General features: G+C 28.2%; 27 protein-coding genes and 1 tRNA gene. 13 read left to right on the top strand and 15 right to left on the bottom strand.

Annotation, left to right across the window (positions count from 1 at the left end):
* Positions 1-14: 14 nt before the first annotated feature.
* The gene (gene rsmH / locus H0H60_RS01260; RefSeq protein WP_185862907.1) at positions 15-908 is read right to left on the bottom strand and encodes a 16S rRNA (cytosine(1402)-N(4))-methyltransferase RsmH; all 894 of its coding nucleotides are present in this window, start codon (positions 906-908) and stop codon (positions 15-17) included.
* Between the two features lie 126 nt (positions 909-1,034).
* Between rsmH and tgt the strand changes: the two genes are divergently transcribed.
* Positions 1,035-2,162 carry a tRNA guanosine(34) transglycosylase Tgt gene (gene tgt / locus H0H60_RS01255; protein WP_185862906.1) on the top strand — a complete coding sequence of 376 codons (1,128 nt, stop codon included), beginning with the start codon at positions 1,035-1,037 and terminating at the stop codon, positions 2,160-2,162.
* A gap of 1 nt (position 2,163) precedes the next feature.
* Positions 2,164-3,249, top strand: coding sequence for an LptF/LptG family permease (locus H0H60_RS01250; RefSeq protein ID WP_185862905.1), 1,086 nt, complete (start codon positions 2,164-2,166; stop codon positions 3,247-3,249).
* 1 nt (position 3,250) lies between these two features.
* Here H0H60_RS01250 and H0H60_RS01245 read toward each other — a convergent pair whose 3' ends face one another.
* A complete protein-coding gene (locus H0H60_RS01245; RefSeq protein ID WP_185862904.1) occupies positions 3,251-4,762 on the bottom strand; it encodes a Do family serine endopeptidase in 1,512 nt (503 codons plus the stop codon).
* An 87-nt stretch (positions 4,763-4,849) separates the two neighbouring features.
* Between H0H60_RS01245 and dapF the strand changes: the two genes are divergently transcribed.
* Positions 4,850-5,653, top strand: coding sequence for a diaminopimelate epimerase (dapF, locus tag H0H60_RS01240; protein WP_185862903.1), 804 nt, complete (start codon positions 4,850-4,852; stop codon positions 5,651-5,653).
* A 12-nt stretch (positions 5,654-5,665) separates the two neighbouring features.
* Positions 5,666-6,763, top strand: coding sequence for a M42 family metallopeptidase (locus H0H60_RS01235; protein ID WP_185862902.1), 1,098 nt, complete (start codon positions 5,666-5,668; stop codon positions 6,761-6,763).
* On the opposite strand, the gene ychF is transcribed toward H0H60_RS01235, so the two are convergent.
* Positions 6,753-7,796, bottom strand: coding sequence for a redox-regulated ATPase YchF (gene ychF, locus H0H60_RS01230; RefSeq protein ID WP_185862901.1), 1,044 nt, complete (start codon positions 7,794-7,796; stop codon positions 6,753-6,755). The two genes, H0H60_RS01235 and ychF, sit on opposite strands and share 11 nt — an antisense overlap.
* A gap of 102 nt (positions 7,797-7,898) precedes the next feature.
* On the opposite strand from ychF, the gene tatC reads away from it, so the two are divergent.
* Entirely contained in the window at positions 7,899-8,699 is an 801-nt protein-coding gene (gene tatC, locus H0H60_RS01225; protein WP_185862900.1) for a twin-arginine translocase subunit TatC, read from the top strand.
* 36 nt (positions 8,700-8,735) lie between these two features.
* On the opposite strand, the gene H0H60_RS01220 is transcribed toward tatC, so the two are convergent.
* Together H0H60_RS01220 and smpB are read right to left on the bottom strand one after the other, a co-directional pair.
* Positions 8,736-9,965, bottom strand: coding sequence for an OmpA family protein (locus H0H60_RS01220; RefSeq protein ID WP_185862899.1), 1,230 nt, complete (start codon positions 9,963-9,965; stop codon positions 8,736-8,738).
* A gap of 79 nt (positions 9,966-10,044) precedes the next feature.
* The gene (gene smpB, locus H0H60_RS01215) at positions 10,045-10,479 is read right to left on the bottom strand and encodes an SsrA-binding protein (RefSeq protein WP_185862898.1); all 435 of its coding nucleotides are present in this window, start codon (positions 10,477-10,479) and stop codon (positions 10,045-10,047) included.
* Positions 10,480-10,541: 62 nt separating this feature from the next.
* Between smpB and H0H60_RS01210 the strand changes: the two genes are divergently transcribed.
* From H0H60_RS01210 to H0H60_RS01195, 4 genes are read left to right on the top strand one after another with little or no spacing between them, the layout of a single operon-like run.
* Positions 10,542-11,405, top strand: coding sequence for a transketolase (locus tag H0H60_RS01210; protein ID WP_185862897.1), 864 nt, complete (start codon positions 10,542-10,544; stop codon positions 11,403-11,405).
* A gap of 17 nt (positions 11,406-11,422) precedes the next feature.
* A complete protein-coding gene (locus H0H60_RS01205; RefSeq protein WP_185862896.1) occupies positions 11,423-12,400 on the top strand; it encodes a transketolase family protein in 978 nt (325 codons plus the stop codon).
* Between the two features lies 1 nt (position 12,401).
* Positions 12,402-12,728 (top strand): MazG nucleotide pyrophosphohydrolase domain-containing protein, encoded by a 327-nt coding sequence (locus H0H60_RS01200; protein ID WP_185862895.1) that lies wholly within the window; start codon positions 12,402-12,404, stop codon positions 12,726-12,728.
* A gap of 1 nt (position 12,729) precedes the next feature.
* Complete coding sequence (locus H0H60_RS01195; RefSeq protein WP_185862894.1) at positions 12,730-13,974, top strand: 3-phosphoshikimate 1-carboxyvinyltransferase; 1,245 nt, start codon at positions 12,730-12,732, stop codon at positions 13,972-13,974.
* On the opposite strand, the gene H0H60_RS01190 is transcribed toward H0H60_RS01195, so the two are convergent.
* Positions 13,962-14,543 (bottom strand): C40 family peptidase, encoded by a 582-nt coding sequence (locus H0H60_RS01190; RefSeq protein WP_238784913.1) that lies wholly within the window; start codon positions 14,541-14,543, stop codon positions 13,962-13,964. The two genes, H0H60_RS01195 and H0H60_RS01190, sit on opposite strands and share 13 nt — an antisense overlap.
* Before the next feature lie 98 nt (positions 14,544-14,641).
* On the opposite strand from H0H60_RS01190, the gene H0H60_RS01185 reads away from it, so the two are divergent.
* The 4 genes from H0H60_RS01185 (at position 14,642) to murI (ending at position 16,263) form a co-directional block, all read left to right on the top strand.
* Positions 14,642-14,713, top strand: a tRNA-Glu gene (locus tag H0H60_RS01185).
* 30 nt (positions 14,714-14,743) lie between these two features.
* On the top strand, positions 14,744-14,977 hold the full coding sequence (gene rpsT / locus H0H60_RS01180; protein WP_185860098.1) for a 30S ribosomal protein S20: 234 nt from the start codon (positions 14,744-14,746) through the stop codon (positions 14,975-14,977).
* A 16-nt stretch (positions 14,978-14,993) separates the two neighbouring features.
* Positions 14,994-15,428 carry a hypothetical protein gene (locus H0H60_RS01175; RefSeq protein ID WP_185862893.1) on the top strand — a complete coding sequence of 145 codons (435 nt, stop codon included), beginning with the start codon at positions 14,994-14,996 and terminating at the stop codon, positions 15,426-15,428.
* 28 nt (positions 15,429-15,456) lie between these two features.
* The gene (gene murI, locus H0H60_RS01170) at positions 15,457-16,263 is read left to right on the top strand and encodes a glutamate racemase (protein WP_185862892.1); all 807 of its coding nucleotides are present in this window, start codon (positions 15,457-15,459) and stop codon (positions 16,261-16,263) included.
* Here murI and H0H60_RS01165 read toward each other — a convergent pair.
* The 9 genes from H0H60_RS01165 to H0H60_RS01125 all read right to left on the bottom strand — a co-directional run bounded on the left by H0H60_RS01165 (position 16,250) and on the right by H0H60_RS01125 (position 25,839).
* Positions 16,250-18,529 carry an NADP-dependent malic enzyme gene (locus tag H0H60_RS01165; protein ID WP_185862891.1) on the bottom strand — a complete coding sequence of 760 codons (2,280 nt, stop codon included), beginning with the start codon at positions 18,527-18,529 and terminating at the stop codon, positions 16,250-16,252. The genes murI and H0H60_RS01165 overlap by 14 nt on opposite strands.
* Positions 18,530-18,593: 64 nt before the next feature.
* Complete coding sequence (locus H0H60_RS01160; protein WP_185862890.1) at positions 18,594-19,046, bottom strand: FixH family protein; 453 nt, start codon at positions 19,044-19,046, stop codon at positions 18,594-18,596.
* Between the two features lie 35 nt (positions 19,047-19,081).
* Positions 19,082-19,963 (bottom strand): cbb3-type cytochrome c oxidase N-terminal domain-containing protein, encoded by an 882-nt coding sequence (locus H0H60_RS01155; RefSeq protein WP_185862889.1) that lies wholly within the window; start codon positions 19,961-19,963, stop codon positions 19,082-19,084.
* Entirely contained in the window at positions 19,960-20,133 is a 174-nt protein-coding gene (locus H0H60_RS01150; protein WP_238784912.1) for a cytochrome oxidase, read from the bottom strand. The genes H0H60_RS01155 and H0H60_RS01150 overlap by 4 nt, the downstream gene beginning before the upstream one ends.
* A gap of 19 nt (positions 20,134-20,152) precedes the next feature.
* Positions 20,153-22,342 carry a cytochrome-c oxidase, cbb3-type subunit I gene (ccoN, locus tag H0H60_RS01145; RefSeq protein ID WP_185862887.1) on the bottom strand — a complete coding sequence of 730 codons (2,190 nt, stop codon included), beginning with the start codon at positions 22,340-22,342 and terminating at the stop codon, positions 20,153-20,155.
* Between the two features lie 24 nt (positions 22,343-22,366).
* On the bottom strand, positions 22,367-22,504 hold the full coding sequence (gene ccoS, locus H0H60_RS01140) for a cbb3-type cytochrome oxidase assembly protein CcoS (RefSeq protein WP_317168476.1): 138 nt from the start codon (positions 22,502-22,504) through the stop codon (positions 22,367-22,369).
* Between the two features lie 59 nt (positions 22,505-22,563).
* On the bottom strand, positions 22,564-24,783 hold the full coding sequence (locus H0H60_RS01135) for a heavy metal translocating P-type ATPase (RefSeq protein WP_185862885.1): 2,220 nt from the start codon (positions 24,781-24,783) through the stop codon (positions 22,564-22,566).
* A 16-nt stretch (positions 24,784-24,799) separates the two neighbouring features.
* Positions 24,800-25,189 carry a glycine cleavage system protein GcvH gene (gcvH, locus tag H0H60_RS01130; protein WP_185862884.1) on the bottom strand — a complete coding sequence of 130 codons (390 nt, stop codon included), beginning with the start codon at positions 25,187-25,189 and terminating at the stop codon, positions 24,800-24,802.
* Entirely contained in the window at positions 25,186-25,839 is a 654-nt protein-coding gene (locus H0H60_RS01125) for a glycoside hydrolase family 73 protein (protein WP_185862883.1), read from the bottom strand. Before H0H60_RS01125 ends, gcvH begins: the two co-directional genes overlap by 4 nt.
* Positions 25,840-25,857 lie beyond the last annotated feature (18 nt).

Raw genomic sequence — 25,857 nt, 5'->3', positions numbered from 1 at the left:
TGGATTATTTTTTTTTATAGTTTTTCTGCAATTCTTAATCTAGCACTTCTGGATCTTGGATTATTGATAATTTCTTGATATCTTGGTTGAATAACTTTTTTATGGATCATTTTAAATGGAAGTATATTATTCATTTTTTTATTATGAAAAACTCCTGTTTTAAAAAAATATTTGGTGATCCTATCTTCTATTGAATGATATGAAATAATAGCAATTCTACCTCCTGGTATAATAATCGTAGCAGATTCTAGCAAAAGATTTTTTAAAACATTGATTTCATTATTGACTTCTATTCGTATAGACTGGAAAAGTCTAGAAAAAAATCTTTTTCTTTTTTTAAAAGATGTTTTTTTTCTAAAAAAAATATTCACTAAATCCCATGTAGTGGTAATGGGTTTTTTTAAACGTTTTTCTAAGATCTTTTCAGCAATTATTATTGCATTTTTGAATTCTCCATATTTAGAAAATATATGAAATAATTCCTCTTTCGAATATCGATTAAGAATATCTATAGCCGAATGAGTGGATTCTTGATTCATTCTCATATCCAAAATACAATTCAACTGATGAGAAAACCCCCTAATGGGATTGTCTATTTGAGATGAAGATAGGCCTAAATCAGCTAATATCCCTGATACTTTTTCGAGACGAATTTTTTTCAATATTTGTTTTATGTGTATAAAATTATTATGAAATAAATGAAAACGTCTATCTCGTATGGAATTATTTTTTATGGCTTCTTTGTCCTGATCGAAAGCTATTAAGGATGCATTGTCATTTAATTTTTTTAGAATAGCAGAAGAATGTCCTCCTCCACCAAATGTGACATCTACATAAATGCCATTTTTGTCCGTAACCAAATTATCTATACTTTCTTTTAAAAGAACTGGTTCATGGTAATAATTCATTTTTTTTTCTTTGATTTGAATAGATCTTTTTTTCCCATATAAAACGAAATTATGCTTTATCCCCATATGTTGCACATATGATTCTGAGAAATATTTAATTTTTACAAAAAAATTTTTGGATTCACAATGAAATTTAATGTAATAAAAACTGATCGTTTTTCTAAAGCAAGAGCAGGCATATTGCAAACAGATCATGGAAAAATAGAAACTCCTATTTTTATGCCAGTAGCTTCAAAAGGAAGTGTAAAATCTATTCCAACACATGAACTATATAATGTAGGATCAAAAATTATCCTTGGAAATACTTATCATTTGTATTTTCGTCCTGGAATAGAAGTATTACATCATGCAGGAGGACTTCACTCGTTTATGAATTGGAAAGAGTCTATATTAACAGATAGTGGAGGTTTTCAAGTTTATTCTATGAGAAAATATAATAAAATCACCGATAATGGAGTGTTATTTAAGTCTATGATAAATGGTTCTTATCATTTTTTTTCTCCGGAAAAATCTATGGAAATTCAACGTTTGATAGGCGGTGATATAATTATGGCTTTTGATGATTGCCCTCCTTATCCATGTAGTTATCAAGAGGCAAAATATTCTCTAGAAAAAACACATATTTGGTTAAAAAGATGTTATTCTTATTTAAAAGAACATCCAGAAAAATATGATTATAAGCAAAGTTTTTTTCCTATTGTTCAAGGAAGTATTTATCCAGATTTAAGAAAATGTTCTGCAGAAAAGATAGCATTATTGGAAGCTGAAGGAAATGCTATAGGTGGATTAAGTTTAGGAGAAACTAAAGAAAAAACACAATCTATTACTGATATAGTAACGGATATTTTGCCTAAAGAAAAACCTAGATATTTAATGGGAGTAGGAAATCCTGTAGATATTTTAGAAGCAATCGCACTTGGGATTGACATGTTCGATTGCGTACTTCCTACACGAAATGGACGTCATGGAATGTTATTTACCTGGAAAGGGATTATGAATATAAAAAATAAAAAGTGGGAAAAAGATTTTTCCTGTTTGGATGAATATGGAAATTCTTATGTGGATAGTTTATACAGCAAATCTTATGTAAGACATCTTTTTTCTTCTAGAGAAAATTTAGCAAAACAAATTGCTTCTTTACACAACCTTTCTTTTTACTTCAATCTCATTAAAAAAGCTAGAACCAATCTTATACAAGAAACCTTTTCTTCTTGGAAAGAATCATTAATTCCTTTATTACAAGAACGTTTATAAAATGAAAATACTCGACCGTTATATCATTCGTAATATTCTTGTTACCTTTATATTTATTACTATTCTATTACAGATCATTTCTGTTATTATAGATATTTCTCAAAGAATGCATCGATTGGAAAACAATCAAGGATCCATCAAAGAGGCTTTAATATATTATTATCCATTTTGGTCCATATGGTTAGCCTATACATTTTCCCCGATTTCCGTTTTTTTATCGATTATTTTTTTTACATCTAGATTAAATAAATATTCAGAAATAAATGCGATTCTAGCAAGTGGGATTAGTTTTAAAAGAATAACGATTCCTTATTTAATTTCAGCTTTCATTATAGGAATGGGAACTTTAATAATTAATTATTCTTTTTTACCCATAGCTAATAAAATGAAAAACAAATTTCATTACCGATATCTATTAAGTTCCAGATACAAAAATCAATACGAAAACAATCAGACCATAAGTGCCCAAATTTCAAATAATGAATATCTATTTATTCGAAATTTTTCCAGAAAGAAAAATATAGGACAAGATTGTATCTATCAAAAATTCAATGGAAACAAATTGATATATCTTATGAAGGCAAAAAATATTTTTTGGTATAAAAAACATCGTGTATATATCCTATCTAATTATAGTGAAACTTATCTAAATAAGAATAAGGATATTTTTTTCAATGGGGTTCATAAAATTCAAAATTTTCCTATGACGCCGGAAGAACTTTTACCAGAAGAATATATAGCAGAAACAATGACCATTTCTGAACTAAAAAAGTTTATTGATAGAGAAAAAAAGAGAGGAAATAGTAACATAAATACGCACTTAAATGAATATTATCAAAGAACAAGCTATCCTTTTTCTAATTTTATATTGACCCTTTTAGGATTATCTATCTCATCAAAAAAAGGAGAAACGGCCAATAATTTCATTGTTGGGATATTATTAGCATTTACATATATCTTTTGTACAGAAATATCCAAAGTATACTCTACAAAAGATTATCTTCCTTCTTATTTATCTGTTTGGCTTCCAAATGTAATTTTCGGAATGATCACACTTTTTATTTATTGGAATAGAAATCGAAATTAAATTAATTCATTTCAAATCCTGCTATATATACTTGACCATTTTGTTTAATGGCTTTTATGGTCACATCTCCGGAGTATCTTTTTAAAACACGGTCTACATCACTAGGGGTTCTCATTTTTTCTCCATTAATAGATAAAATAATGTCTCCTTCTTCCATTCCTATAGCACTCAATCTACCTGTTCGTATTTCTTGTATTCTAATTCCATAATCAATTCCAAAATCTTTTTTATATTCTTTTCCAAGAGGCGAAAAAGTGGCACCCAGTAATTCTGATGGAGTGATTTCCTCTCTTTTTCTAATTTTTGTTCTTCCTTGTGAATCTTTTAAAGTAACGTTAAAAGTTTTCATTTTTCCGTTTCGGATAACCTTCACTTTTACTTTTTCTCCCGGATATTTTGTTCCCACAATAACAGATAAATCTGCCACATTTTGAATGGGTTTTCCATCTATACTTTTAATAATGTCTCCTTTTTTAAGACCTGCATCATCAGCTCCACTTCTTTCAAAAACTTCACCGATTAAAAAACCTTGTTGTGCTTTTATATTTTGATGCATTTCATTATTATAAGCTTTCAAATATTCAGCTTTAGAAAGATCCATTCCTATAACTCCTAAATAGGCTCGTTGTACGGTTCCGTATTTTTTGATGTCCTGGATGACTTTTCCCACTAAATTAGAAGGAGCAGCAAAACTATATCCTATAAAATTTCCTGAATTTGAAGAGATGGCCGTATTAATTCCAATTAACTCTCCATTTGTGTTTACTAAAGCTCCTCCACTATTTCCCGGATTAACAGCTGCATCTGTTTGAAAAAAAGATTCTATAGCTGCTTGCGTCTCTCCTCTCAATATGCCGAGACTTCTATTTTTAGCACTGATGATACCTGCGGTAACAGTGGAGTTCAAATCAAAAGGATTTCCGATTGCTAAAACCCACTCTCCTACTTGTACTTTATTAGAATCCGAAAAATAAATAAAAGGTAAATTTTTTTCATTGATTTTTAATAAGGCTATATCCGTGTTTGGATCTGTTCCAATTAGTTTTGCCCTATAAGTTCTTTGATCACTAAGAGTCACTTCTATTTTATCTGCATCTTTTATGACATGATTATTAGTGACAATGTATCCATCATGAGATACTAATACTCCAGATCCATGAAGTCCTGGAATATCATTTTTTGGAGGAATTTTTCCTCTTCCTCCAAAATCATCAGGAAATCCGAAAAAAAAGTCAAATGGATCAAAATGTAATTTGTTGCTATATTTTTTAGAATAATTTTTGACATTGACTACCGCATGGATAGTTTTTTCTACAACTCTGGTAAAATCTGGTAATCCAGAAGAACTAACTAATGAGGATGGATTAGAAGAGGATAGTTTTGTCTTTTCGAACGAGTTTCCATACGACGGAAATGGAGTGGCTTCTTCTTTAGCATATTTCTTGTATGCTGCAATAGTCATTACTGAACTAAGAATACTACTGGCGATAATATAAATAACTATTTTCTTCATGTTTAGTTAAACTATTCCTATACAACAAATATATATAGTAAAAAGTAAACTTTATTCAAAAAATAATGCTAAATTCGTCTTATTTTTATGAAAATCGATTTTTTTAAGTACCAGGGGACAGGAAATGATTTCATTATACTAGATAATCGTAAAAAAAGAATCCCGGAAGAGAACCGTTCTCTATTTGCAAGATTATGTAATAGACATTTTGGAATTGGAGCAGATGGAATTATCTTGATTAAAAATGATTCTTCCCGCGATTTTTACATGAAGTATTATAATTCTGATGGAACAGAAAGTACTATGTGTGGAAATGGAGGACGTTGTGCTATCGCGTTTTCAAAACAACTAGGAATTACAAAAGAAAATAAAATCTATTTTAGAGCTATAGATGGAGATCATTGTGGAATTATTCAGGATAATGGATTGATTTCTTTAAATATCATTGATATAGAAATAAATATGATAAAAATATATCCAAAATACGTTTTTTTGAATACTGGATCTCCACATCATGTTCTTTTCGTGGATCACATAAAAGAAATAGACGTTTACAAACAGGGAAGAAAAATTAGATTTCATAAATCCTATTCTTCTCAAGGAGGAGTAAATGTAAATTTTGTAGAAAAATCTGGAAATAATACACTTCAAGTACGCACTTATGAACGAGGTGTGGAAAATGAAACTTTATCCTGTGGAACAGGAATTACGGCTTCTGTTATTGCTGCATATGAAACGGGAAAGATATCTCCCGATAAGGAAACAAATGTGTTAATATCCACTTTAGGAGGAAAATTATGGGTATCATTTGAAAAAAAACATAATCGATATCAAAAAATATATTTAACTGGTTCTGTTCAGTTTGTATTTGAAGGATGGATCCATATTTAATGTAAAAAAATCATGATAAATAAAAATCATTATTCAATAAACGAGGATTCTATAAAATTTCTTGGAAAATATTTAAATAGTTTTACCCCAACAGGATACGAAAGTGAAGGACAAGAGATATGGAAAAACTATATTAATCCTTATGTAGAAAAAATAGAAACGGATTTATATGGAACAGTTGTAGGTATACTCAATCCTAGTAATTCTCCATACAAATTAATTATTGAAGCTCATGTCGATGAAATCTCTTGGTATGTAAATCATATAACAGAAGATGGAATCATCTATGTTTCCCGTAATGGTGGATCAGATCCTCAAATAGCTCCATCAAAAAGAGTGGTGATCCATACAGAAAAAGGGTTAGTACATGGAGTATTTGGTTGGCCTGCTATTCATACAAGAAAATCTTCAGAAGATAAAACTCCTAATGTAGATAATATATTTGTAGATATTGGAGCTTTTGATAGAAAAGAAGTAGAGAGAATGGGGGTTCATGTAGGTTGTGTCATTACTTATCCTGATGATTTTTTGATAATAAACCATAACTATTTTGTATGCAGATCATTAGATAATAAAATAGGAGGATTTATAATTGCAGAAGTAGTAAAAAAAATAAGAGAAAGCGGCCAAAATTTAAAATTTGGATTATATGTGGTGAATTCTGTTCAGGAAGAAGTTGGATTAAGAGGGGCTAAAATGATTTCTCAGGCGATCAAACCTCATATGGCTATTGTCACTGATGTCACCCATGATACTTCTACCCCTATGATGGATAAAAAAACACAAGGAGATATTAAATGTGGTTTAGGCCCTGTTATTGTATATGCCCCTTCTATACATAAAAATATTAGAGAATTTATTTTGAATACTGCTACAAATAAAAAAATAACTTTTCAACGTTTAGTTTCATCTAGATATACCGGAACAGATACGGATGCTTTTGCCTATTCTAATAAAGGTGTATCGTCTGCCTTGATATCTATTCCTCTTAAATATATGCATACTACAGTAGAAATGGTTCATAAAAAAGATGTAGAACAAGCTGTTCAATTAATTTTTGAAACTTTAAAAGGGATTAATTCTTTCGAAGGAAAATTTTTTATCGATTGAATCTAAAATGTATAATATCTCCATCTTGAACAAGGTAATTTTTTCCTACCAAAAGTTTTTTTCCAGCTTTTTTGGCTTCTTCTTCTGATCTATATTTGATAAAATCATTATAATGAATGACTTCTGCACATATAAATCCTTTTTTTAAATCTGAATGTATTACAGAAGAAGCTTGATAAGCGGTCCAATGATTGGGAATAGACCAAGCACGTATTTCTTCTTTTCCTACTGTAAAAAAACTTTGTAAGTTTAATAATTTATAAGCTTCTAAGATTAGCTTATTAATTCCTGATTGATAAAAAATACTTTTTTGTTCTTTTTGACTCTTCAATTCGTTTTTTAACGATAAAACGACCATAGGAGATTTTTCTACTATTTCTTTTATTTTTATTAGATATAGAGGATTATTGGAATCTTTTTCATCTATATTACATACATAAAGAACAGGTTTGTTGGTTAATAAATGTAAATCTTTTATGTACTTTTTTTCATCTTCTTTTAGTGGGTACATTCTTATATTTTTTCCTTTTTTTAGATAAGAAATTATTTTTTTTATAGTTTCTATAAAACATTTATGATTATTTTTTGGTTTTTTATTAATTTTATTTAAATGATTTTCTAGGGTTTCTAGATCTTTCAACTGTAATTCTATATCAATAATTTCTTTATCCCTAATAGGATTGATGGATCCTTCGACGTGAAGGACTTTCATGTCTTTGAAACAACGTATCATGTGAATAACAACATTTGTTTCACGAATATGAGATAGGAATTTGTTTCCTAATCCGTCTCCTTTATGTGAACCTTTAATTAATCCAGCAATATCCACTATTTGTATCTTTGATGGAACTATTTTCATAGTGTTAATGAATGTGTTTAATTCATACAATCTTTTATCTGGAACGTTTGTGATTCCATAATTAGGTTCTATAGTACAAAAAGGAAAGTTTTCTGATAAAACTTGAGAATTGGAAATAAGGTTAAATAGAGTGGATTTTCCTATATTTGGAAGACCAATAATTCCACATTTCATTGTATATTGAATTTTATAATTTTGGTTTTTGTAGATAGCCAGAAATATTACTAATTTTTTCCAAAAATTAAAAATTTTTATTCTAGGTTTTTTCAGATAGATATGAAAAATGAAAAAAAGGAGATGCCGTTTTGGGAACATATTGAAGAGCTAAGAAAACATTTAATTCATAGTGTGTGTGCAATGATGATTGCGACGATTATTTTAATGAATAATAAGAATGTTATATTTGATTATATTCTTTTTGGTCCAGCAAAAACGGATTTTATTACTTATCGCTTATTCCATAAATTAGGAAAAATATTTCACCGGAATCATCATTCCTTTTATTTGTTTTCTCACAATTTGGAAATACAAAACAGACAAATATTTGGACAATTTAACATGTATGTGTGGACCTGTTTGATTGGAGGATTCATTTTATCTTTTCCTTATATATTTTATGAATTTTGGAAATTCATAAAACCAGCCCTTTCTGATGAAGAAAGAAAATATTCTAGAGGGATTATTATGATGGTTACATTTCTATTTATACTAGGAGTTCTTTTCGGTTATTTCATTTTATGTCCATTTTTAATTCATTTTGGTTATACTTTTAGGATTAGTTCTTTTCCAAGAAATATATTTGATTTATCGGATTACATATCTTTGATCATGCATTCTATACTATCTATGGGAATCACTTTTTTGTTTCCAATCTTTATATACTTTCTCACTAAAATAGAATTGATCTCCTATGCTTTTTTAAAAAAATATAGAAAACATGCTTTTTTGATCTTATTAATTATAGCTTCAGCAATTACTCCTGGGGATATTTTCAGCACCATAGTGGTTTTGATTCCTTTAATGATTCTTTATCAATTTAGTATCTATATTTCTTTTTATGTTTCTAAAAAGAAATAAAAAACCTCTTGAAGAGGTTTTTTACTTTTTACTATACTATGATTTTCGTATAGTGATTTCGACAAGTCTTCCTTTATTTCTAGATTTTCCTAGTTTTCTTATTTCCATCCTAGATGGATCTATTCCTTTAGAAACTAAAACTTCAAATACAGAATTTGCTCTTTTTATGGATAAAATTTTATTGTAAGAATGTTTTCCATGAGAATCTGTATATCCATTTATATAAAATTTGGAATTAGGAAGTTTCTTTATCATAATTTCATATATTTCATCAATGATCGCTAATGAACTAGGAGATAAGGTAAATTTTCCTAAATCAAATAAAATAGGAGGAAAAAAAACACTATTAGGACATCCTTTGTTTTCTTTTTTTCCATATTTTTTCGGACATACATCTTCATGGTCTGGAATATTATCGGAATCTGTATCAGGACATCCTTTAAATTTTTTTAACCCAAATTGGTTAGGACATAAATCCTCTGTATCTAAAATTCCATCGTTGTCTAAGTCGTCTTTTTTGCAGCAAATTGTATTATCCGAATTTTCTGCAATATTTTTTTCCTCTTTTTTTTCTATGATAGAAGGTAAATTAGCTTTTTCTTTGATTTCAACTATTTTTTTAGATTCATTTTTATCTTTATCTGGATAATAAGAATTATTTTCTCCAAAGCGATAGATAACCCCTATGGCATGTTCCCAAAAATTCAAATAATCTTTTGAATTTAATTTAGAAACTAATACTTGATTGTAATTGCTTTGAACGTTTACCCCAAAATTAGACACAATCCAAAAATTTATTCCCAATCCACCATCTAATAGAAAAAAATTATTCTTATTCAGTTTATAAGTTTTGGATTCTGATATTCTTAATTTTCTATCTTGATAGTCCAATTGATGATAACCTCCTCCTAATTTTAAATATGGATCAAACCAGTGATGAGGAAACAAATAGAATTTTATTCCAGGACTCAATTTAACAAAAAAACTATCTATTATTTTCCATTTATTATTGTCTACCATTCCTAACGAAGCGTTGAAATAAACCCCCACGTTTTTAGTTATATTATGCCCAAATTCTATATTAGAAAACGGAGGATTTATATTATTATTTTTTTTTTGAAAAAAATCTTTGAAAGGAGAATTCATGGGATAATAGTTAATATCATTCGCTCCTATACGAATAAACCATTTTTTTTGAGAATGTTGAGAAAATACAGATGAAAATAAAGCAAATAAAGCAATAATAAAAAAATTGACGTTTTTCATAAAACTATAATTTCTTTGAAACTAAACAAATATATATTATTATGTAATATGATGATATGATTTTAAACAGAATCTTTTTTTATAAGGATTGTTGTTGTAGCTCACGAAGAATATCTCTATTTCGAATGGATTCACGTTTATCATATATTTTTTTTCCTTTTGCCAAAAAAATTTGTACTTTTACATATCCTTTATCACTAAAAAATAACTTAGTAGGAATAATGGTTAATCCAGGCACTTTCAGTTTTTTTTCTATTCTGATTAATTCTTTTTTGGTTAATAATAATTTTCTATCTCTTCTACTTTGGTGATTCCAATTGGTTCCAAATTTATATTCAGCTATATACATGTTAATGGAATATAATTCTCCATTTTTTATTTGACAAAAACTATCCGTAATATTGGCTTTATTTTGTCTTATAGATTTCACTTCCGTTCCAAATAATTGAATTCCAGCTATATATTCTTCTATGCATTTATATTGAAATCTAACTTTTCTGTTTATAATACTCATAATTAATTGTTATTTTTGTGCAAAAATAAAATTCTATAAATTCTAAGAAAAAAACAAACAGTATGAATGTACGCAGACGTTATTTAAAGGACTTATGTTTTCAAGTGAGAAGAGACATCTTACGCATGGTAAATAACGCAAATTCTGGACATCCTGGTGGATCTTTAGGATGTACAGAATACTTTGTAGCTTTGTATCAAGAAATCATGCATTATGATCCTAAAAAGTTTACGATGGAAGGCATAAATGAAGATCTTTTTTTTCTATCCAATGGACATATATCCCCCGTTTATTACAGTATATTAGCTCGTTCTGGTTTTTTTTCCATAAACGAATTATCTTCTTTTAGAAAATTAAATTCTCGTTTACAAGGCCATCCTTCTACACATGGAGAACTTCCAGGGATACGAATTTCTTCAGGATCTTTAGGTCAAGGCATGTCAGTCGCTATTGGGGCTGCTCTATCCAAAAAACTGAGTAAAGACAATGATTATTGTATTTACAGCTTACATGGAGATGGAGAATTGAATGAAGGACAGATATGGGAAGCAGCTCTATATGCGGGTTCTAAACATATCGACAATTATATAGCTACTGTAGATTATAATGGACAACAAATAGATGGAACTACCGATGAAGTTTTATCCCTTGGAAATTTGAAAAAAAAATTTCAATCTTTTGATTGGAAAGTTTTAGAAGAATTAGAAGGAAATAATCTTGAAAAAGTGATTAATATTTTAAAAAAAGCTAAAAATGAGACTAGAAAAGGAAAACCAATTTTAATTATCCTGTACACTCAAATGGGATATGGAGTAGATTTTATGGTAGGAAGTAATGCATGGCATGGAAAATCGCCTAATGAAAAAGAATTAGAAAAAGCGCTATCTCAACTTCCTGAAACTTTAGGAGATTTTCCAATAATATAAACGAATGTAAAGAAATTATGAAAATATATGAAAATAAAGGATTGAAAGAAACTAGAGCTGGATTTGGAGATGCTTTAACGTTATTAGGAATAAAAAATAATAAAGTAGTAGCCTTATGTGCTGATCTTACTAGTTCTCTATTTATGGATCAATTTTCTAAAGAATTTCCCGAAAGATTTTTCCAAATAGGAATTGCTGAAGCTAATATGATTAATATAGCTGCTGGACTTAGCATTGGAAATTATATCCCTTTTGCTGGAACTTTCGCTAATTTTGCCACATCCCGTGTATATGATCAAATACGTCAATCTATTGCTTATTCCTATAAAAATGTAAAAATATGCGCTTCCCATTCTGGCTTAACTTTAGGAGAAGATGGAGCGACACATCAAAGTTTGGAAGATATTGGAATGATGAAAATGCTGCCTGGAATGACTGTAATTAATACTTGTGATTATAATCAAACTTATGCAGCTACTTTAGCTATAGCCAATTATTTTGGACCGGTATATCTTCGTTTTGGGAGGCCTTCTGTACCAAATTTTACAGATGTAAGTCAAATATTTCAAATAGGAAAAGCCCTTCTTTTAACGGAAGGAAAAGATGTTACTATTGTTAGCACAGGTCATCTCGTATGGGAATCCTTAGAAGCGGCTAGAATTTTACACGAAAAAGAACGAATTTCTTGTGAAGTGATTAATATTCACACTATAAAACCATTAGATGAAAAAACCATTTTAAATTCTGTAGATAAAACAAAATGTATTGTGACTGCAGAAGAACATAACTATTGGGGAGGATTAGGAGAGAGTATTGCTAGAATTCTGACGACTAAAAGGCTTTCTATACCTCAAAGTATAGTTGCCGTGAATGACACTTTTGGAGAGAGTGGAAAACCAATGGAGTTATTAAAGAAATATAAAATCGATCGTGATTCTATCATAGATCATATCAAAATTTTACTGAAAAGAAAAAGTAATCAAGAAAAAAAATAATTTGGAAATAAAAAATCTGCAAAAATTAGTTCATACTTGGATAATTAATCATGGAATACGTTATTTTGACGTATTAACTAACACTATTCTTTTATCTGAAGAGGTGGGGGAAGTTTCTAGAATTATTGCTAGAAATTATGGAGAACAATCCTACAATAAATATTCAAAAAAAGAGGATCTTGGAGAAGAATTAGCAGATGTATTATTTGTTTTACTTTGTCTAGCGAATCAAACTGGAATTGATTTGGAAAAATCTTTTAACAATAAATTAAAAAAAAAGAAAATAAGAGATCATGAAAGACACCATAATAATGAAAAACTGAAATAATATGTCTTCTTACATTAATATTTATAGAAAACAGAACTCTATATGTGGTTCTGTATCAATAACGGGATCGAAAAGTGTATCTAATCGTCTTTTAATTTTAAAGGCCATTTACACAGATGATATTCATATTGAAAATCTTTCTAATTGTGAAGATACTCAAGTTTTAAAAAGAAGTTTAAATAGCACTTCTAACATTCTGGATATCCATCATGCTGGGACGGCTATGCGTTTTTTAACTTCTTATTTATCTATACAGGAAGGAAAAGAAGTTATATTGACCGGATCCAATAGGATGAAAGAAAGGCCTATTTCTGTGCTTGTAGAAGCTTTGAAAAAATTAGGATCGAAAATTGTATACTTGGAAAAAGCAGGGTATCCACCAATCAAAATTTTTGGTAAGAAAATTTTTGGAGGAGAAATAGATATTAATGCTAAAATCAGCAGTCAATATATTAGTTCTTTGATGTTAATAGCTAGTACGTTTCAAATGGGTCTTAAAATATATTTAAAAGAAGATATCACATCTATTCCATATATAAAAATGACCTTTGATTTGTTAATTTTAGCAGGAATAAAAGCTTCTTGGAAAGATAAAATTCTTCATATTCATCCAGGAAAAGAAAAAGGAAAAAAATATTTTTCTATAGAATCAGATTGGAGTTCAGCTTCTTACTATTACTCTATGGTGACCATCGCAAAAAAAAGTCATATTACTTTAAGCTCCTATAAAAATGAAAGTTTACAAGGAGATAAAGAAGTATCATCCATATATGAAAAATATTTTGGAATATCTACAACTTTTGATAAAAGTAGAATTACACTGAATAAAAAGTTTAATTTTATTCCACAAAGAATCATAAATTTGGATTTAAATAAAACTCCAGATCTAGCGCAAACCATTGTGGTCACTTGTGCCGCTCTTGGTATAAGATGTCACTTAGAAGGTTTAGAAACATTAAAAATTAAAGAAACGGATCGGTTGCAAGCATTAAAAAATGAATTATTCAAATTTGGGATCAAAATCGAAATTACCAATTCGTGTTTAGAAATAACAGATTTTTTTCATAAAGAAATTAATTATAAGATAAAAACTTATCAAGATCACAGAATGGCTATGTCTTTTTCTCCGTTTGGATTATTATATCCTATACAAATAGAAGACCCAAAAGTGGTAGAAAAATCATATCCTGATTTTTGGAAAGATTTAAAATATTTGGGTTTTTCAATTGATTATTATGAGGAATAAAGAATTCTTCTTGCTGTGATAAATCGATTGTTCCAATATTTTTGATAAAATGGGGAAATGGTCACTCCATTTGATGTAGTAGCATGAATAAACAATATGTTATGAGAATCTACATGTATCACCATTCCCACATGATTAATTTTTCTTTTAGAGGTGCCTGTAGCAAAAAATAATAGATCTCCTTTTTCTATGGATTTTTTTGGAATGAAGTAACCTTCTTTAGCTTGATTAGAAGTTATACGTGGTAATAAAATCTTATGAGAAGCGAAAACTTTTTTGATGAAAGCAGAACAATCTATTCCATTTTTAGTATTACCCCCATATTTGTACGGGGTATACATATAATCTTTAGCTTTTTCAATAATAGAATTATTAATCATATGAAAAGAATTTTTCTTATTATATGAGTGATTCCTCTTCTTTCTGAAGAAAATTCTTTCATATTTTTTTTTGTACTCCATATTTCCATGTAGCAATGGAATAGAAAAAAAATGAGAATAGAATATAATAAACAAAAGAATTTTAGAATTTATGATCAGGATAATTTTTGCTTTTTTTTCCTTTTTCAAAATAAATCCTAATAAATTAAGAGATGATCAAATGTAAGTAAAATACTTGTATTAAATACAAAAAAAATTTAATTTGTATTCGTATAAGTATTTTTTTAGGCCCATTCGTCTATTGGTTAGGACGTCAGGTTTTCATCCTGGAAAGAGGGGTTCGATTCCCCTATGGGCTATATATTAGTAAAGTAATACGAGATTATTTTATGGCAAATCATTTATCGGCTTTAAAAAGAATTAGACAAAATCATACTAGACGTTTTCGTAATAAATATGTATATAAGAGTACAAGAACAGCTATAAAGAAATTAATGAAAGAAAAAAAAAAGGAACAATATTCCAAGGTGATTTCTATGATAGATAAATTAGCTAAAAAAAACATTATACATATGAATAAAGCAGCCAGATTAAAAAATAAATTAAAAACATTTATGGATTAGATTAATATGTAATATTATGTATTTTTCTAATAATCATATAGAATTTTTGTTAAAATTTCATTTTTATATAGCTTTTTTCTTGATTCTTTTTTTCATTATAGGATCTATATATGTTTTTTATGTAAAAATAAAAGGAACTTCTTTTTTTTTAGATAAAATTTTGTTTTTTTTTATGGGCATCATCATATCTGTTCAAGTTCTTATAGGTTTTTTATTGATGAGTTCATTTTTATTAAAGAATAATATTTCAGTTATAGAAATACTGAAACAAAAAAATAAACGATATCAACTTATCGAACATCCGATCATGATGATAATTGGTTTTTTTTTATTTATTTTATCTTATATAGAATTCAATAAAAAAGGAAAAATTACTAATAAAGCCGCATTTTTATTTATTTTATCTTTATTTGCTATTTTTATTCGTTTTCCATTTCATTTATTGATTTGATTTTTTTTTCATTTTAAAATCATAAAAAATGAGAATAAGTCCATGTTCTCCGATAGGAATATTTGATTCTGGAATTGGAGGACTCCTTATAGCCAAAGAAATTAAAAATTATATGCCTAATGAATGTATAATTTATTTTGGAGATACTAAAAACATGCCTTATGGAAATAAGTCTAAAGAATTTATTAGAAATCATTCTATGAAAATAGCTTCTTTTCTTTATGAAAAAAAATGTAAAGCTATAGTAATAGCTTGTAATTCTATAGTATCTAATGCTTTAGATATCATACAAAAAGAATTTTTGAAAAAAATATTAATATTCAATGTTATAGAACCTATAGTAAAAAATAAAGTGTTAATTTATTCTAAAAAAATAGGGATAATGGCGACCCCTGCTACAATTCGTTCTAACTTTTATCAAAAAAACATTAAAAAATATTGTCCTCATTTAGACATTGTTCAAATATCTACGCCTTTATTAGCTACAATCATTGAGAATGGATTTGAAAAAAATCAGATAAATTATCTTATAAAAAAATATTTAAATCATTTTAAATCAATAGATACGTTATTATTGGCTTGCACTCATTATTTATTTCTGAAAAAGGAAATAGATAATTTTTACCATGGAAAAGTCCGTTTAATTGACATTCCAAAAATTGTAGTTCAGGAAATCAAAAATAAATTATATGAAAATAATTTATTATGCCTTCATTCGACATGGAATAATAATCCCATTTTTTATACATCTAGTTCTATTTCTCCGTTTTTTAACGAACAAATTAAAATTCTTTTTGGAAAACTTGTAAAAAGACATATTTCTAATTTTTTCTAATTTGTGCATCTATTACGGATAAAGTGGCTAAATTCACTATTTCTTCTATATTTGATTGCATTTGCATTACGTGTGCGGGTTTTCTCATTCCTAACATCACAGGACCAATAGTTTGAATATTCCCTAACCCCCTAATAAATTTATAAGTTAGATTTCCTGATTCTAAATTTGGAAAAATAAAAATATTTGCTCTTTTTTTAACAAGTTTGGAAAAAGGAAATTTGCTGGCTAATAAAAATTCATTCAAAGCGAAATCAGGTTGTAACTCTCCATCTACTATTAGATCTGGATATTTTTTATGTAAAAAAGCAACAGTTTGGGATACTTTAGAAGAAGTTTTAGAACTTGATGAAAAATTTTGAAAGGATAACATAGCTATATGGGGCTCTATATCAAAACCTTTAACAACATGAGCCGCCATTAGAGCAATTCTAGCTAATTCTTCACTAGTTGGATTTGGAATGACAGCCGTATCGGCTAAAAATAAAGGACCACGTTTCGTTAACAAAATCATCATTCCTGCTGTTTTATGAACAGAATCAGCTCTTCCAATAACTTCTAACATAGGTCGTAAACTTAATGAAAAACTCCTGGAATATCCTGTAATTACGGCATCTGCCTCTCCTTGATCCACCATCATGGCTCCAAAGTGATCATTGGTTCGCATGCGAATTTTTGCATCGTATAGAGTTAATCCTTTTCTATTTCTTCTTTTCCAAAGAATGTTAGCGTAATATTCTAATTTTTCTCTATGTTCTTCTTTTTCAGGATCTATAATGATTAATTCTACATCTAAATTATTTTCACGTATTAAACGTTTTATACGATCTTCATTTCCTAAAACAATAGGAATAGATACTATCCCTTCTTCACTTAAAATCTGAACGGATTTCAAAACGTCATATTCTTCTCCATTGCAAAAGACTACTTTTTTCGGATTTGTACGTGCTCTATTTTGAATCATTCGAAGCATTTTACTTTCGTATCCCATTCTATCGAGTAATTTTTCTTGATAGACTTTCCAATCTAAAATAGGATTTCTCGCTACTCCAGAATCCATAGCTGCTTTAGCTACAGCAGGTGCAACACGAGTAATCAATCGATTGTCAAAAGGTTTAGGAATAATATATTCTCTTCCAAAAGAAATATTTTTTTTATTATAAACAATATTTACTTGTTCTGGAACAGGTTCCTTTGCCAAAGAAGCAATAGCATGAACAGCTGCTAATTTCATTTCATCATTGATCATACTAGCTTGTACATCCAAAGCTCCTCTAAAAATATAAGGAAATCCTAGTACATTATTTACCTGATTTGGATAATCACTTCTTCCAGTAGCTACAATAACGTCTGGACGTATTTTTACGGCTAGATTATAATCAATTTCAGGATCAGGATTTGCCATAGCAAATACAATCGGATCTTTAGCCATACTTTTTAACATATCTGGAGTTAATATCCCACCTACGGATAAACCTATAAAAACATCGGCGTTTTTAATAGCCTCTTCTAAATTTTGAATTAAAGAAGTGTTTACAGAGAATTCTTTCTTTTCTTGATTCAAGTCTGTTCGTGAAACATGTAATAAACCTTTGCTATCGAACATAAGAATATTTTCAGATTTCATTCCAAGTTGTTTATATGTCCTTGTGCAAGAAATAGCGGCAGCTCCGGCTCCACTAACTACCATTTTTATGTCTTGAATATTTTTTCCAACATAAGTGATAGCATTCAGTAATGCAGCTCCTGAAATAATAGCCGTTCCATGTTGATCGTCATGCATAACTGGAATATTTAGTTCAGATTTCAACCTTCGTTCAATTTCAAATGCTTCTGGAGCTTTTATATCTTCTAAATTGATTCCTCCAAAAGTTGGAGCTATAGCTTTTACCACATCTATGAATTTTTCTGGATCAGATTCATCAATTTCTATGTCAAATACATCAATTCCAGAAAATATTTTAAATAAAAGAGCTTTTCCTTCCATAACAGGTTTAGAAGCTAAAGCTCCTATATTTCCAAGACCAAGAACGGCACTTCCATTAGTAATAACAGCTACAAGATTTCCTTTAGAGGTGTATTTATATACTTCTATAGATGAACGAGCTATTTCTTTGCAAGGTTCCGCCACTCCTGGAGAATACGCTAGGGATAAATCTCTTTGACTACTATATTTTTTTGTGGGAGAAATTTGAATTTTTCCAGAAGGAAATTGACTATGATAGTTTAAAGATTCTTCACGAAGACTATTTATATTTTTTCTCATTATGCTAAATATTAATAATTCTGAAAACAGATAAAAAAAGGTAGTACAAGTAAGTAAATATTATTTATGATAACCAAAACAAATCTTTCTCAAAAAAGAATCTTTTTTCACCAGATTTCCATCTGATTATAAGTTTATAATATCCTTTTTTCAAAAGTGTTTTTGGAATAAATAATATCTTACTTGAAGATCTAAACATCTTAAAAGACTTGGTGATATCTAAATCTTTAGACGAAGATCGGAATAAAGTAAAAAAACCATGAATATTATCTAATATTGGTGGAAATATAATTTTAATTCCAGAAGATAAGATGAATATTTTAATTTTATTAGGAAGTTTTAATACATTTTTCTTTTCATTTATAATTTCTTGATATCTCATTTCTTCTTCATAATACTTATCTGATACAAGTTCACTTCCTACATGAGGAAAAAAAAACGCAATATAAGTGATGAAAATTATAAAAATAACCAAAGATAATACAATTCCTGTTTCCCAACTGAATTTTATTTTCATTATCCAAACTTATAACGTTTATTTCATAAATTCATTCACAATTTATCCCAATCTATAATTTTCTTACCTTGAGGAGCTTTATTTTTTATAGGCTTCTTTAATTGTGTATTGATGAAATAAACATAACTAGATATTTTCTGAATATCATTTCCTTTAATCTCACCTGATTGACCAAAAGCACGCATAGTAGGATTATTCTTGCTTCCATACCATATAATAGAAAATATATTCTTAAATAAATTTTTATCCATTATGTTTATCCAGTAATCATCTGTTAAATTAGGACCTATGTTTCCACTTCCATCCGATTGGTGACAAGTCGCACAATTTTCTTCAAAAAGAGTTTTTCCGCTATCAACAAATTTTTGATCAAAAAAAGCATTTTCTACAGTTACTTGTGGCGTATTTTTTTCAAAAATTTCTATTTCTTTAAGTTGATTTTGATAAGCGACTTCATATTCTTTATAAGGATTAGAAAAATCTGTGAATAAACAAGAAAAAAAATAAATTGTAGAAAAAATAATTGTAAGATAAAAAAGATGAACCCACCACATCGGCAATTTATTATCTAATTCCAGAATCCCATCAAATCCATGATCTATTTTTTTTACCTCTTGACTCTTTTTTTTAGGATCATGAAATATAAATTTATAGAGCCTATAAAAATAATTTCCTTCATTTTCTTCAAAAATTTTTCGTCTTTCTTCTTCTGTAAGAAATTTTAGTTTTCTACGAAAGATTAAATTCTCAATAGAATCTAAAATAAATAACAATATCGTTATAACAACAAAAAAGGATATAGTAACTGGATGAACTATGTAAATTTGATGATTAAAACCTAAAAACACATAGAACATAAACATTATAACGGATAAAACCGAAGGAATAATAATAAAAAAAGGAATTTTTGATCTCATATAGACTCCTGTTTTTTATCTTCCAAAGGAAGTATACTTATTTTTTGATAATATTTCTTAGGTTTTGAAAAAACCAAAAACAAAATGAAAAAAAAAGCAAATAAGAATAAAATTAACATAATAGATTGAAATATTCCAATAGATTTTTCTGTTGCTAAATATTTTTTCAAAAAACTTATCATTAATATTTCAAGATTTAATATCTATACCTAAACGTTGTAAATAAGCAATAAGTGCTATAATCTCTCTTTTTTCCAAAGGAATAAATTTATCTTTTTCTTTTTCTTTCTGTCTTTCTATTTCTTTTTTTAAACTTGGGTATTCCTTATAAATATCAGATACAATTTTATTAGCTTGAATATCCATATCTTGATGCATATTTTTTATGTATTCCAAAGTATACGGAACTCCTAATTTAACCATAGCTTTTATTTTTTTTTCTGTATTAGATCTGTCTAATTTGTTACAAATAAGCCAAGGATATCTAGGCATAATAGATCCTGGAGATGTAGAGCGTGGGTTGTACATATGGTTGAAATGCCAAGAATTAGGGTTTTTTCCTCCCTCTCTGGCTAGATCAGGTCCAGTACGTTTAGACCCCCATAGAAATGGATGATCGTATACAAATTCTCCAGCTTTTGAATATTCTCCATAACGAACGACTTCATCTCGAAAAGGACGAACCTGTGCACTATGACAAGCATTACAACCTTCCCTTACAAATAAATCTCGACCTTCTAATTCAAGAGCTTTATAAGGCTTTATACTAGAAATAGTAGGAACATTCGATTTTATCACTAAAGTAGGAATTATCTCTATAAATCCTCCAATAGCGACTGCTATGAAAGAAAAAATAGTGAATAATATGGGTTTTTGTTCTAACCAACTATGAAATTTTTCTTTTTTTTCGATTTTCTTATCGTACAAATGAATCCATTGAAAAGCCTCATCATTAACAAAGGATCCTGCATTCATCGTCTTATATAGATTATAAATCATTATAATAAAACCTATAAAATAGATCATCCCACCGATAAATCTTATTTGATAAAAAGGAATAATTGATATAACTGTATCCAAAAAGTTTTTATATGCTAAAGTTCCATCAGGATTAAATTTTTTCCACATTTCAGCTTGTAATACGGAACCACAATACAGTGGAAAAATATATAAGATGATACCCAACATTCCTAACCAAAAATGAATATTTGCTAATGATATAGAATACAGTTTTGTATTCCATAATTTTTGTGTCAACCAATAAATTACTCCAAAAGCCATGAATCCATTCCAACCTAAAGTTCCTAAATGAACATGAGCAATAATCCAGTCTGTAAAATGTCCAATGGAATTTAAGGTTTTAGTAGCTAACATAGGCCCTTCAAAAGTAGCCATTCCATAACAAATAATTCCTACCACAAAAAATTTTAAAACAGGATCTTTTTTCACTTTTTCCCAATCTCCTCTTAAAGTGAGTAATCCATTTAACATTCCACCCCAAGAAGGAGCAATGAGCATAATAGAAAAAATAGTTCCCAACATTTGAGCCCAATTAGGAAGAGATGTATACATGAGATGATGTGGACCAGCCCAGATATAAATAAATATTAAGGACCAAAAATGGATAATAGAAAGTTTATATGAAAAAATAGGTTGATTAGAAGCTTTTGGAACAAAATAATACATTAATCCAAGTATAGGAGTCGTTAAAATAAATGCAACAGCATTATGTCCATACCACCATTGCATTAAAGCATCCTGAACTCCTGCATATATAGAATAACTTTTGAAAGAGAGAAGATCAATAGGTAATTCAAGATTATTAAATAGGTGTAACATGGCTACAGCAACCCATGTTCCCAAAAAGAACCAAATGCTTACATATAGATGTTGTATTTTTCTTTTTAAAATACTTCCTATCATATTTATCCCATAAATAATCCAAATACAAAAAATCCATATATCTATAGGCCATTCATGTTCAGCATATTCTTTACTAGTATTGATTCCAAACAAAAAAGTAATCCAAGTAAAAAAAATGAAAATTTGCCATCCCCAAAAATGAATCCAACTAAGAATATCACTGAAAATTCTTGTTTTCAATAGACGTTGTAAAGAATAATAAGAACCTGTAAAAATTACATTCCCTACAAAAGCAAATACAGCCGTACTAGTATGTAACATTCTCCAACGGCCAAATCCCATGACTCCTTGAGAATTTTTTAATCTACTCCCCAATAAAAATTCGGGTAATTCTGGATAAAATAAGAGAAGTGCAATGACCAAACCTGCAAAAAATCCAACAACAGCCCAAAATATTGTAGCATACAGGAAAGCTTTTACAATACGATTGTTGTAATAGTTCGTTTCTATTTTCATAATCATAATAATATAGAATTATTATTAATTTTTTTCTTTATAAGTATCATCTATTAAAATTCTAATTCGAGGAGATTCATAATCATCAAACTGACCATAATAAAGACTTATTAAAAAAATTATAAGAAAAATTACTCCTAAAGAAAGACTAGACAATATCATAATAATTAATATATCCATATAATCAATAATACAAATAAACAAGTTTTATTTTATCTCAGCTAAGATAGAAATCTACGTGAAACTATCCAAGTAGATACGATAGAAAATGTAATAACGGATAAAGAACTTAAAGGCATTAAAATAGCAGCGATGAAAGGTTTTAAATGACCGGTAACAGCAAACATGATTCCTATGCAATTATAAAACAAACTAATTATAAAATTAACAATTACCAATCTAGTAGCTATTTTGGATATTTTTAAAAACAAAAAAATTTTATCCAAATAATTTGATTGAATAAATGCATCACAACTAGGAAAAAAACTACTGGGATTTTCTGATATGGAAACGCCAACTTCACTTTGATTTAATGCAGCATAATCATTGATTCCATCTCCAATCATCATTACCTGTTCTCCATCTATTTGGATTTTTTTTACATAATTAAATTTATCTTCTGGACTTTGATCAAAAATAATTTCACTGGATTTTGGCAAAATAGATTCTAAATATTTTTTTTCTAATTCATTATTATCTCCGGATAAAATAACAATTTTATATTTTTTCAAATTTTGGAATATTTTTTCTATTCCCTGACGGTAAAAGTTTCTAAATAAGAAATAACCGAAAAATTTTTCGTTTATAGAAACAGCTACAGTTGTTTCTTTACAATTGTTTATTGTAATCCCTAAATATTTTGGAGATCCAATTTTTACTGAAACATTTTGAATAACCCCTTGCATTCCTTGACCTATAATTTCTTGAAAATTATTTATATAGTAATATTCTTTTATAGATAACTCTGTAAAGATTCTTTTACTTAAAGGATGATTAGAATTTCTTAATAAAGAGGCGATCATTTTTTTTTCTTTGTGTCTAAGCTGATTTCCGACAAAAAAAACTTTTTCTTTATTCGGATCCGTAATCGTTCCTGTTTTATCGAAAATTAAAGTTCTTATATGAGAAATTCGTTCCATGGTAAAAATATCTTTTACATAAAATCCATTTTTAGAAAAAAATCGGATAATGCTTCCAAAAATCAATGGACTTGAAAGGACTAATGCACAAGGACAAGTGATGATTAATACGGAAAAAGTAGTTTGAAAGACTTTTGATACATTAATAAAAGACCAATACATTCCTGTTATGATAGAAATCATTAAAATAATAGGAGTGAAATATTTACTAAATCTATTAGATATGGAATTTAAATGGAGTAATTTTTTATGATGGAATTTTTTTTTGTTCCATAATAAACTCAAATAACTCTGATCTATATTTTTAATTACTTTTAAATAAATAATCTCTCCTTTTTGTTTAGATCCAGCATAGATCCGTTCTCCAATTTTTTTATTAATTAAATGAGATTCACCCGTGATAAAACTATTATCTAATGATGCGATTCCTTTCATTAGAATAGAATCTACAGGAATAATTTCTTCGTTTCTGATTGCAATGATATCCCCTTTTTTTAAAGAGGATAGTAAAATCTTTTCTTCTTTATTATTATTGCAAATTCTTGATACGTAAATAGGATAAAAAGATTTGTAATTTTGGTCAAAAGATAGAATTCTTCTATGAGTATGAATTTGAAACATTCTACTAAGAAGTAAAAAAAAAGAAAAACCAGCAAGACTATCAAAATATCCAGATCCGATATCTAAGAAAACTTCATAACAACTCCATAAAAAAAGAACAACTATTCCTATAGTAATAGGGATATCCATATTAAAGATGTGTTTTTTTAATCCTAAAAGAGCATATTTGACATGATCCACAAGAGAAAATAAAACTACCGGTAAAGAAAGAATGACCATTAAGTAACGGAAAAAATTACGGTGCTCTAAAAACCATCTATCTTCATAATATGCCCCTACATATTCTGGAATAGCTAAAAGCATAATATTTCCAAAACAAAAAAAAGAAATAGCTAATTTTCCTATCAATTTTCTGTCAAATATTTTCTCCTGATTATCTTCGATAGATTCCGAATTGATAGATGGTTTATAACCTATTTTTTCAAGAAAAATAGCCAATTCACTTAATTTCATATTTCTATTATTGAATATTATTCCAACTTTTTTATTGGAAAAATCTACAGTAGACTCAAGAATATATTTATGATGATTAGATAGGTTTTCCAAAACAGAAATGCACGAACTACAATAAATCGAAGGGATAAAAAAACGAACAAAAGTAATATTTTGATCTTTAAAGTCAATTATTTTTTCTGCTATTTTTTCATTATCAAGAAAATCAAAATTTTCCGTTTTTTTCATTAAGGAAAGGAATTGTTTATTCTCCTATATATTTTTTGTATTCTTCGAAAGACATTAATCGATCATATTCTTTTATATCCAAAATTTTTATTTGAAGGATCCAACCTTTTTCATAAGGATTTTTATTTATATACTCTGGTCTTGATAATAAAACTTTATTAAGTTCTAGTATGTTTCCGGAAACAGGCATGAATAAATCTGACACTGTTTTAACGGCTTCTATGGTTCCAAAAACATTTCCTTCTTGAACTTCCGTTCCGATAATAGTATCATCTATATCTAAGTAGATAATATCTCCTAATTCCTTTTGGGCAAAATGAGTAATTCCAATATAGGCTTTTTCTTTATTAACCTCTAAGCCTATCCATTCATGATTGTTACTATACTTTAAATTATTGGGATTCATTTTAATAATTTTATTTTAATAAAGAACAGAAAAATTTTATAAAAAAAAGAATCAAAAATAGAAGATCGTGGATTCATTATTGTCATTAAATATTTATCTAATCGTTTTTCTATTCCTTGAGATGTTTCTTGATCTAATTTCCATAAAAAATACTTTTCTATTTGATAAATTAATCGATCATCATAATTTGATGAAGTAGCGTAACCCGCTTTTTTAAGGCCTATAGCCCAACCTTGATAATCTTTTTTTTTAAGCAAAAATAATTCAGAATAACGTGGTTTTTGCAAAAATTTGGAATGATCTTCAAAAGATTCTCGTACAGAATTATATTTACGAAAACATTCCTTTGGTAAGTCATCATCGTGATAATAAACATCTCCTATCCAATTTTTTCCACATTTTATTCCAAAATGATTATTGGTAGCTTTAGCTAATGAGCTATTTCCAACAGATGACTCTAAAATTCCCTGTCCTAATTTAATGCTAGCTGGTATTCCAAATTTCTCCATTTCCTCAACAGCAAATAAAGCATATTTTTTAATATACTTAATAACATTTTGTATTTCTATTTCCTCTTTTTTTTCTCCTTTTGAATATAACAATAGAAAAGTTATGGAAAAGAAAAATAAAAAATAAAAAACTTCTTTCATTATGGATAAAATTACGGA

It is taken from the genome of Blattabacterium cuenoti, from assembly GCF_014251735.1.
In the GTDB taxonomy this organism is placed as follows: domain Bacteria; phylum Bacteroidota; class Bacteroidia; order Flavobacteriales; family Blattabacteriaceae; genus Blattabacterium; species Blattabacterium cuenoti_C.
The sequence above is the reverse complement of the archived record's forward strand: the minus strand, read 5'-3'. Positions and strand labels throughout refer to the sequence as shown.

Excerpts from the sequence above, each read along its gene's own strand:
- dapF (WP_185862903.1), top strand. The coding sequence starts at position 4,850 with ATGAAAATCGATTTTTTTAAGTACCAGGGGACAGGAAATGATTTCATT.
- H0H60_RS01195 (WP_185862894.1), top strand. The coding sequence starts at position 12,730 with ATGTCTTCTTACATTAATATTTATAGAAAACAGAACTCTATATGTGGT.
- H0H60_RS01135 (WP_185862885.1), bottom strand. The coding sequence starts at position 24,783 with ATGAAAAAAACGGAAAATTTTGATTTTCTTGATAATGAAAAAATAGCA.
- H0H60_RS01210 (WP_185862897.1), top strand. The coding sequence starts at position 10,542 with ATGAATGTACGCAGACGTTATTTAAAGGACTTATGTTTTCAAGTGAGA.
- H0H60_RS01205 (WP_185862896.1), top strand. The coding sequence starts at position 11,423 with ATGAAAATATATGAAAATAAAGGATTGAAAGAAACTAGAGCTGGATTT.
- gcvH (WP_185862884.1), bottom strand. The coding sequence starts at position 25,189 with ATGAATCCCAATAATTTAAAGTATAGTAACAATCATGAATGGATAGGC.
- tgt (WP_185862906.1), top strand. The coding sequence starts at position 1,035 with ATGAAATTTAATGTAATAAAAACTGATCGTTTTTCTAAAGCAAGAGCA.
- smpB (WP_185862898.1), bottom strand. The coding sequence starts at position 10,479 with ATGAGTATTATAAACAGAAAAGTTAGATTTCAATATAAATGCATAGAA.
- ccoS (WP_317168476.1), bottom strand. The coding sequence starts at position 22,504 with ATGATATTGTCTAGTCTTTCTTTAGGAGTAATTTTTCTTATAATTTTT.
- ccoN (WP_185862887.1), bottom strand. The coding sequence starts at position 22,342 with ATGAAAATAGAAACGAACTATTACAACAATCGTATTGTAAAAGCTTTC.
- murI (WP_185862892.1), top strand. The coding sequence starts at position 15,457 with ATGAGAATAAGTCCATGTTCTCCGATAGGAATATTTGATTCTGGAATT.
- tatC (WP_185862900.1), top strand. The coding sequence starts at position 7,899 with ATGAAAAATGAAAAAAAGGAGATGCCGTTTTGGGAACATATTGAAGAG.
- H0H60_RS01175 (WP_185862893.1), top strand. The coding sequence starts at position 14,994 with ATGTATTTTTCTAATAATCATATAGAATTTTTGTTAAAATTTCATTTT.
- rpsT (WP_185860098.1), top strand. The coding sequence starts at position 14,744 with ATGGCAAATCATTTATCGGCTTTAAAAAGAATTAGACAAAATCATACT.
- H0H60_RS01245 (WP_185862904.1), bottom strand. The coding sequence starts at position 4,762 with ATGAAGAAAATAGTTATTTATATTATCGCCAGTAGTATTCTTAGTTCA.
- rsmH (WP_185862907.1), bottom strand. The coding sequence starts at position 908 with ATGAATTATTACCATGAACCAGTTCTTTTAAAAGAAAGTATAGATAAT.
- H0H60_RS01220 (WP_185862899.1), bottom strand. The coding sequence starts at position 9,965 with ATGAAAAACGTCAATTTTTTTATTATTGCTTTATTTGCTTTATTTTCA.
- ychF (WP_185862901.1), bottom strand. The coding sequence starts at position 7,796 with ATGAAATGTGGAATTATTGGTCTTCCAAATATAGGAAAATCCACTCTA.
- H0H60_RS01160 (WP_185862890.1), bottom strand. The coding sequence starts at position 19,046 with ATGAAAATAAAATTCAGTTGGGAAACAGGAATTGTATTATCTTTGGTT.
- H0H60_RS01250 (WP_185862905.1), top strand. The coding sequence starts at position 2,164 with ATGAAAATACTCGACCGTTATATCATTCGTAATATTCTTGTTACCTTT.
- H0H60_RS01165 (WP_185862891.1), bottom strand. The coding sequence starts at position 18,529 with ATGAGAAAAAATATAAATAGTCTTCGTGAAGAATCTTTAAACTATCAT.
- H0H60_RS01125 (WP_185862883.1), bottom strand. The coding sequence starts at position 25,839 with ATGAAAGAAGTTTTTTATTTTTTATTTTTCTTTTCCATAACTTTTCTA.
- H0H60_RS01235 (WP_185862902.1), top strand. The coding sequence starts at position 5,666 with ATGATAAATAAAAATCATTATTCAATAAACGAGGATTCTATAAAATTT.
- H0H60_RS01155 (WP_185862889.1), bottom strand. The coding sequence starts at position 19,963 with ATGAGATCAAAAATTCCTTTTTTTATTATTATTCCTTCGGTTTTATCC.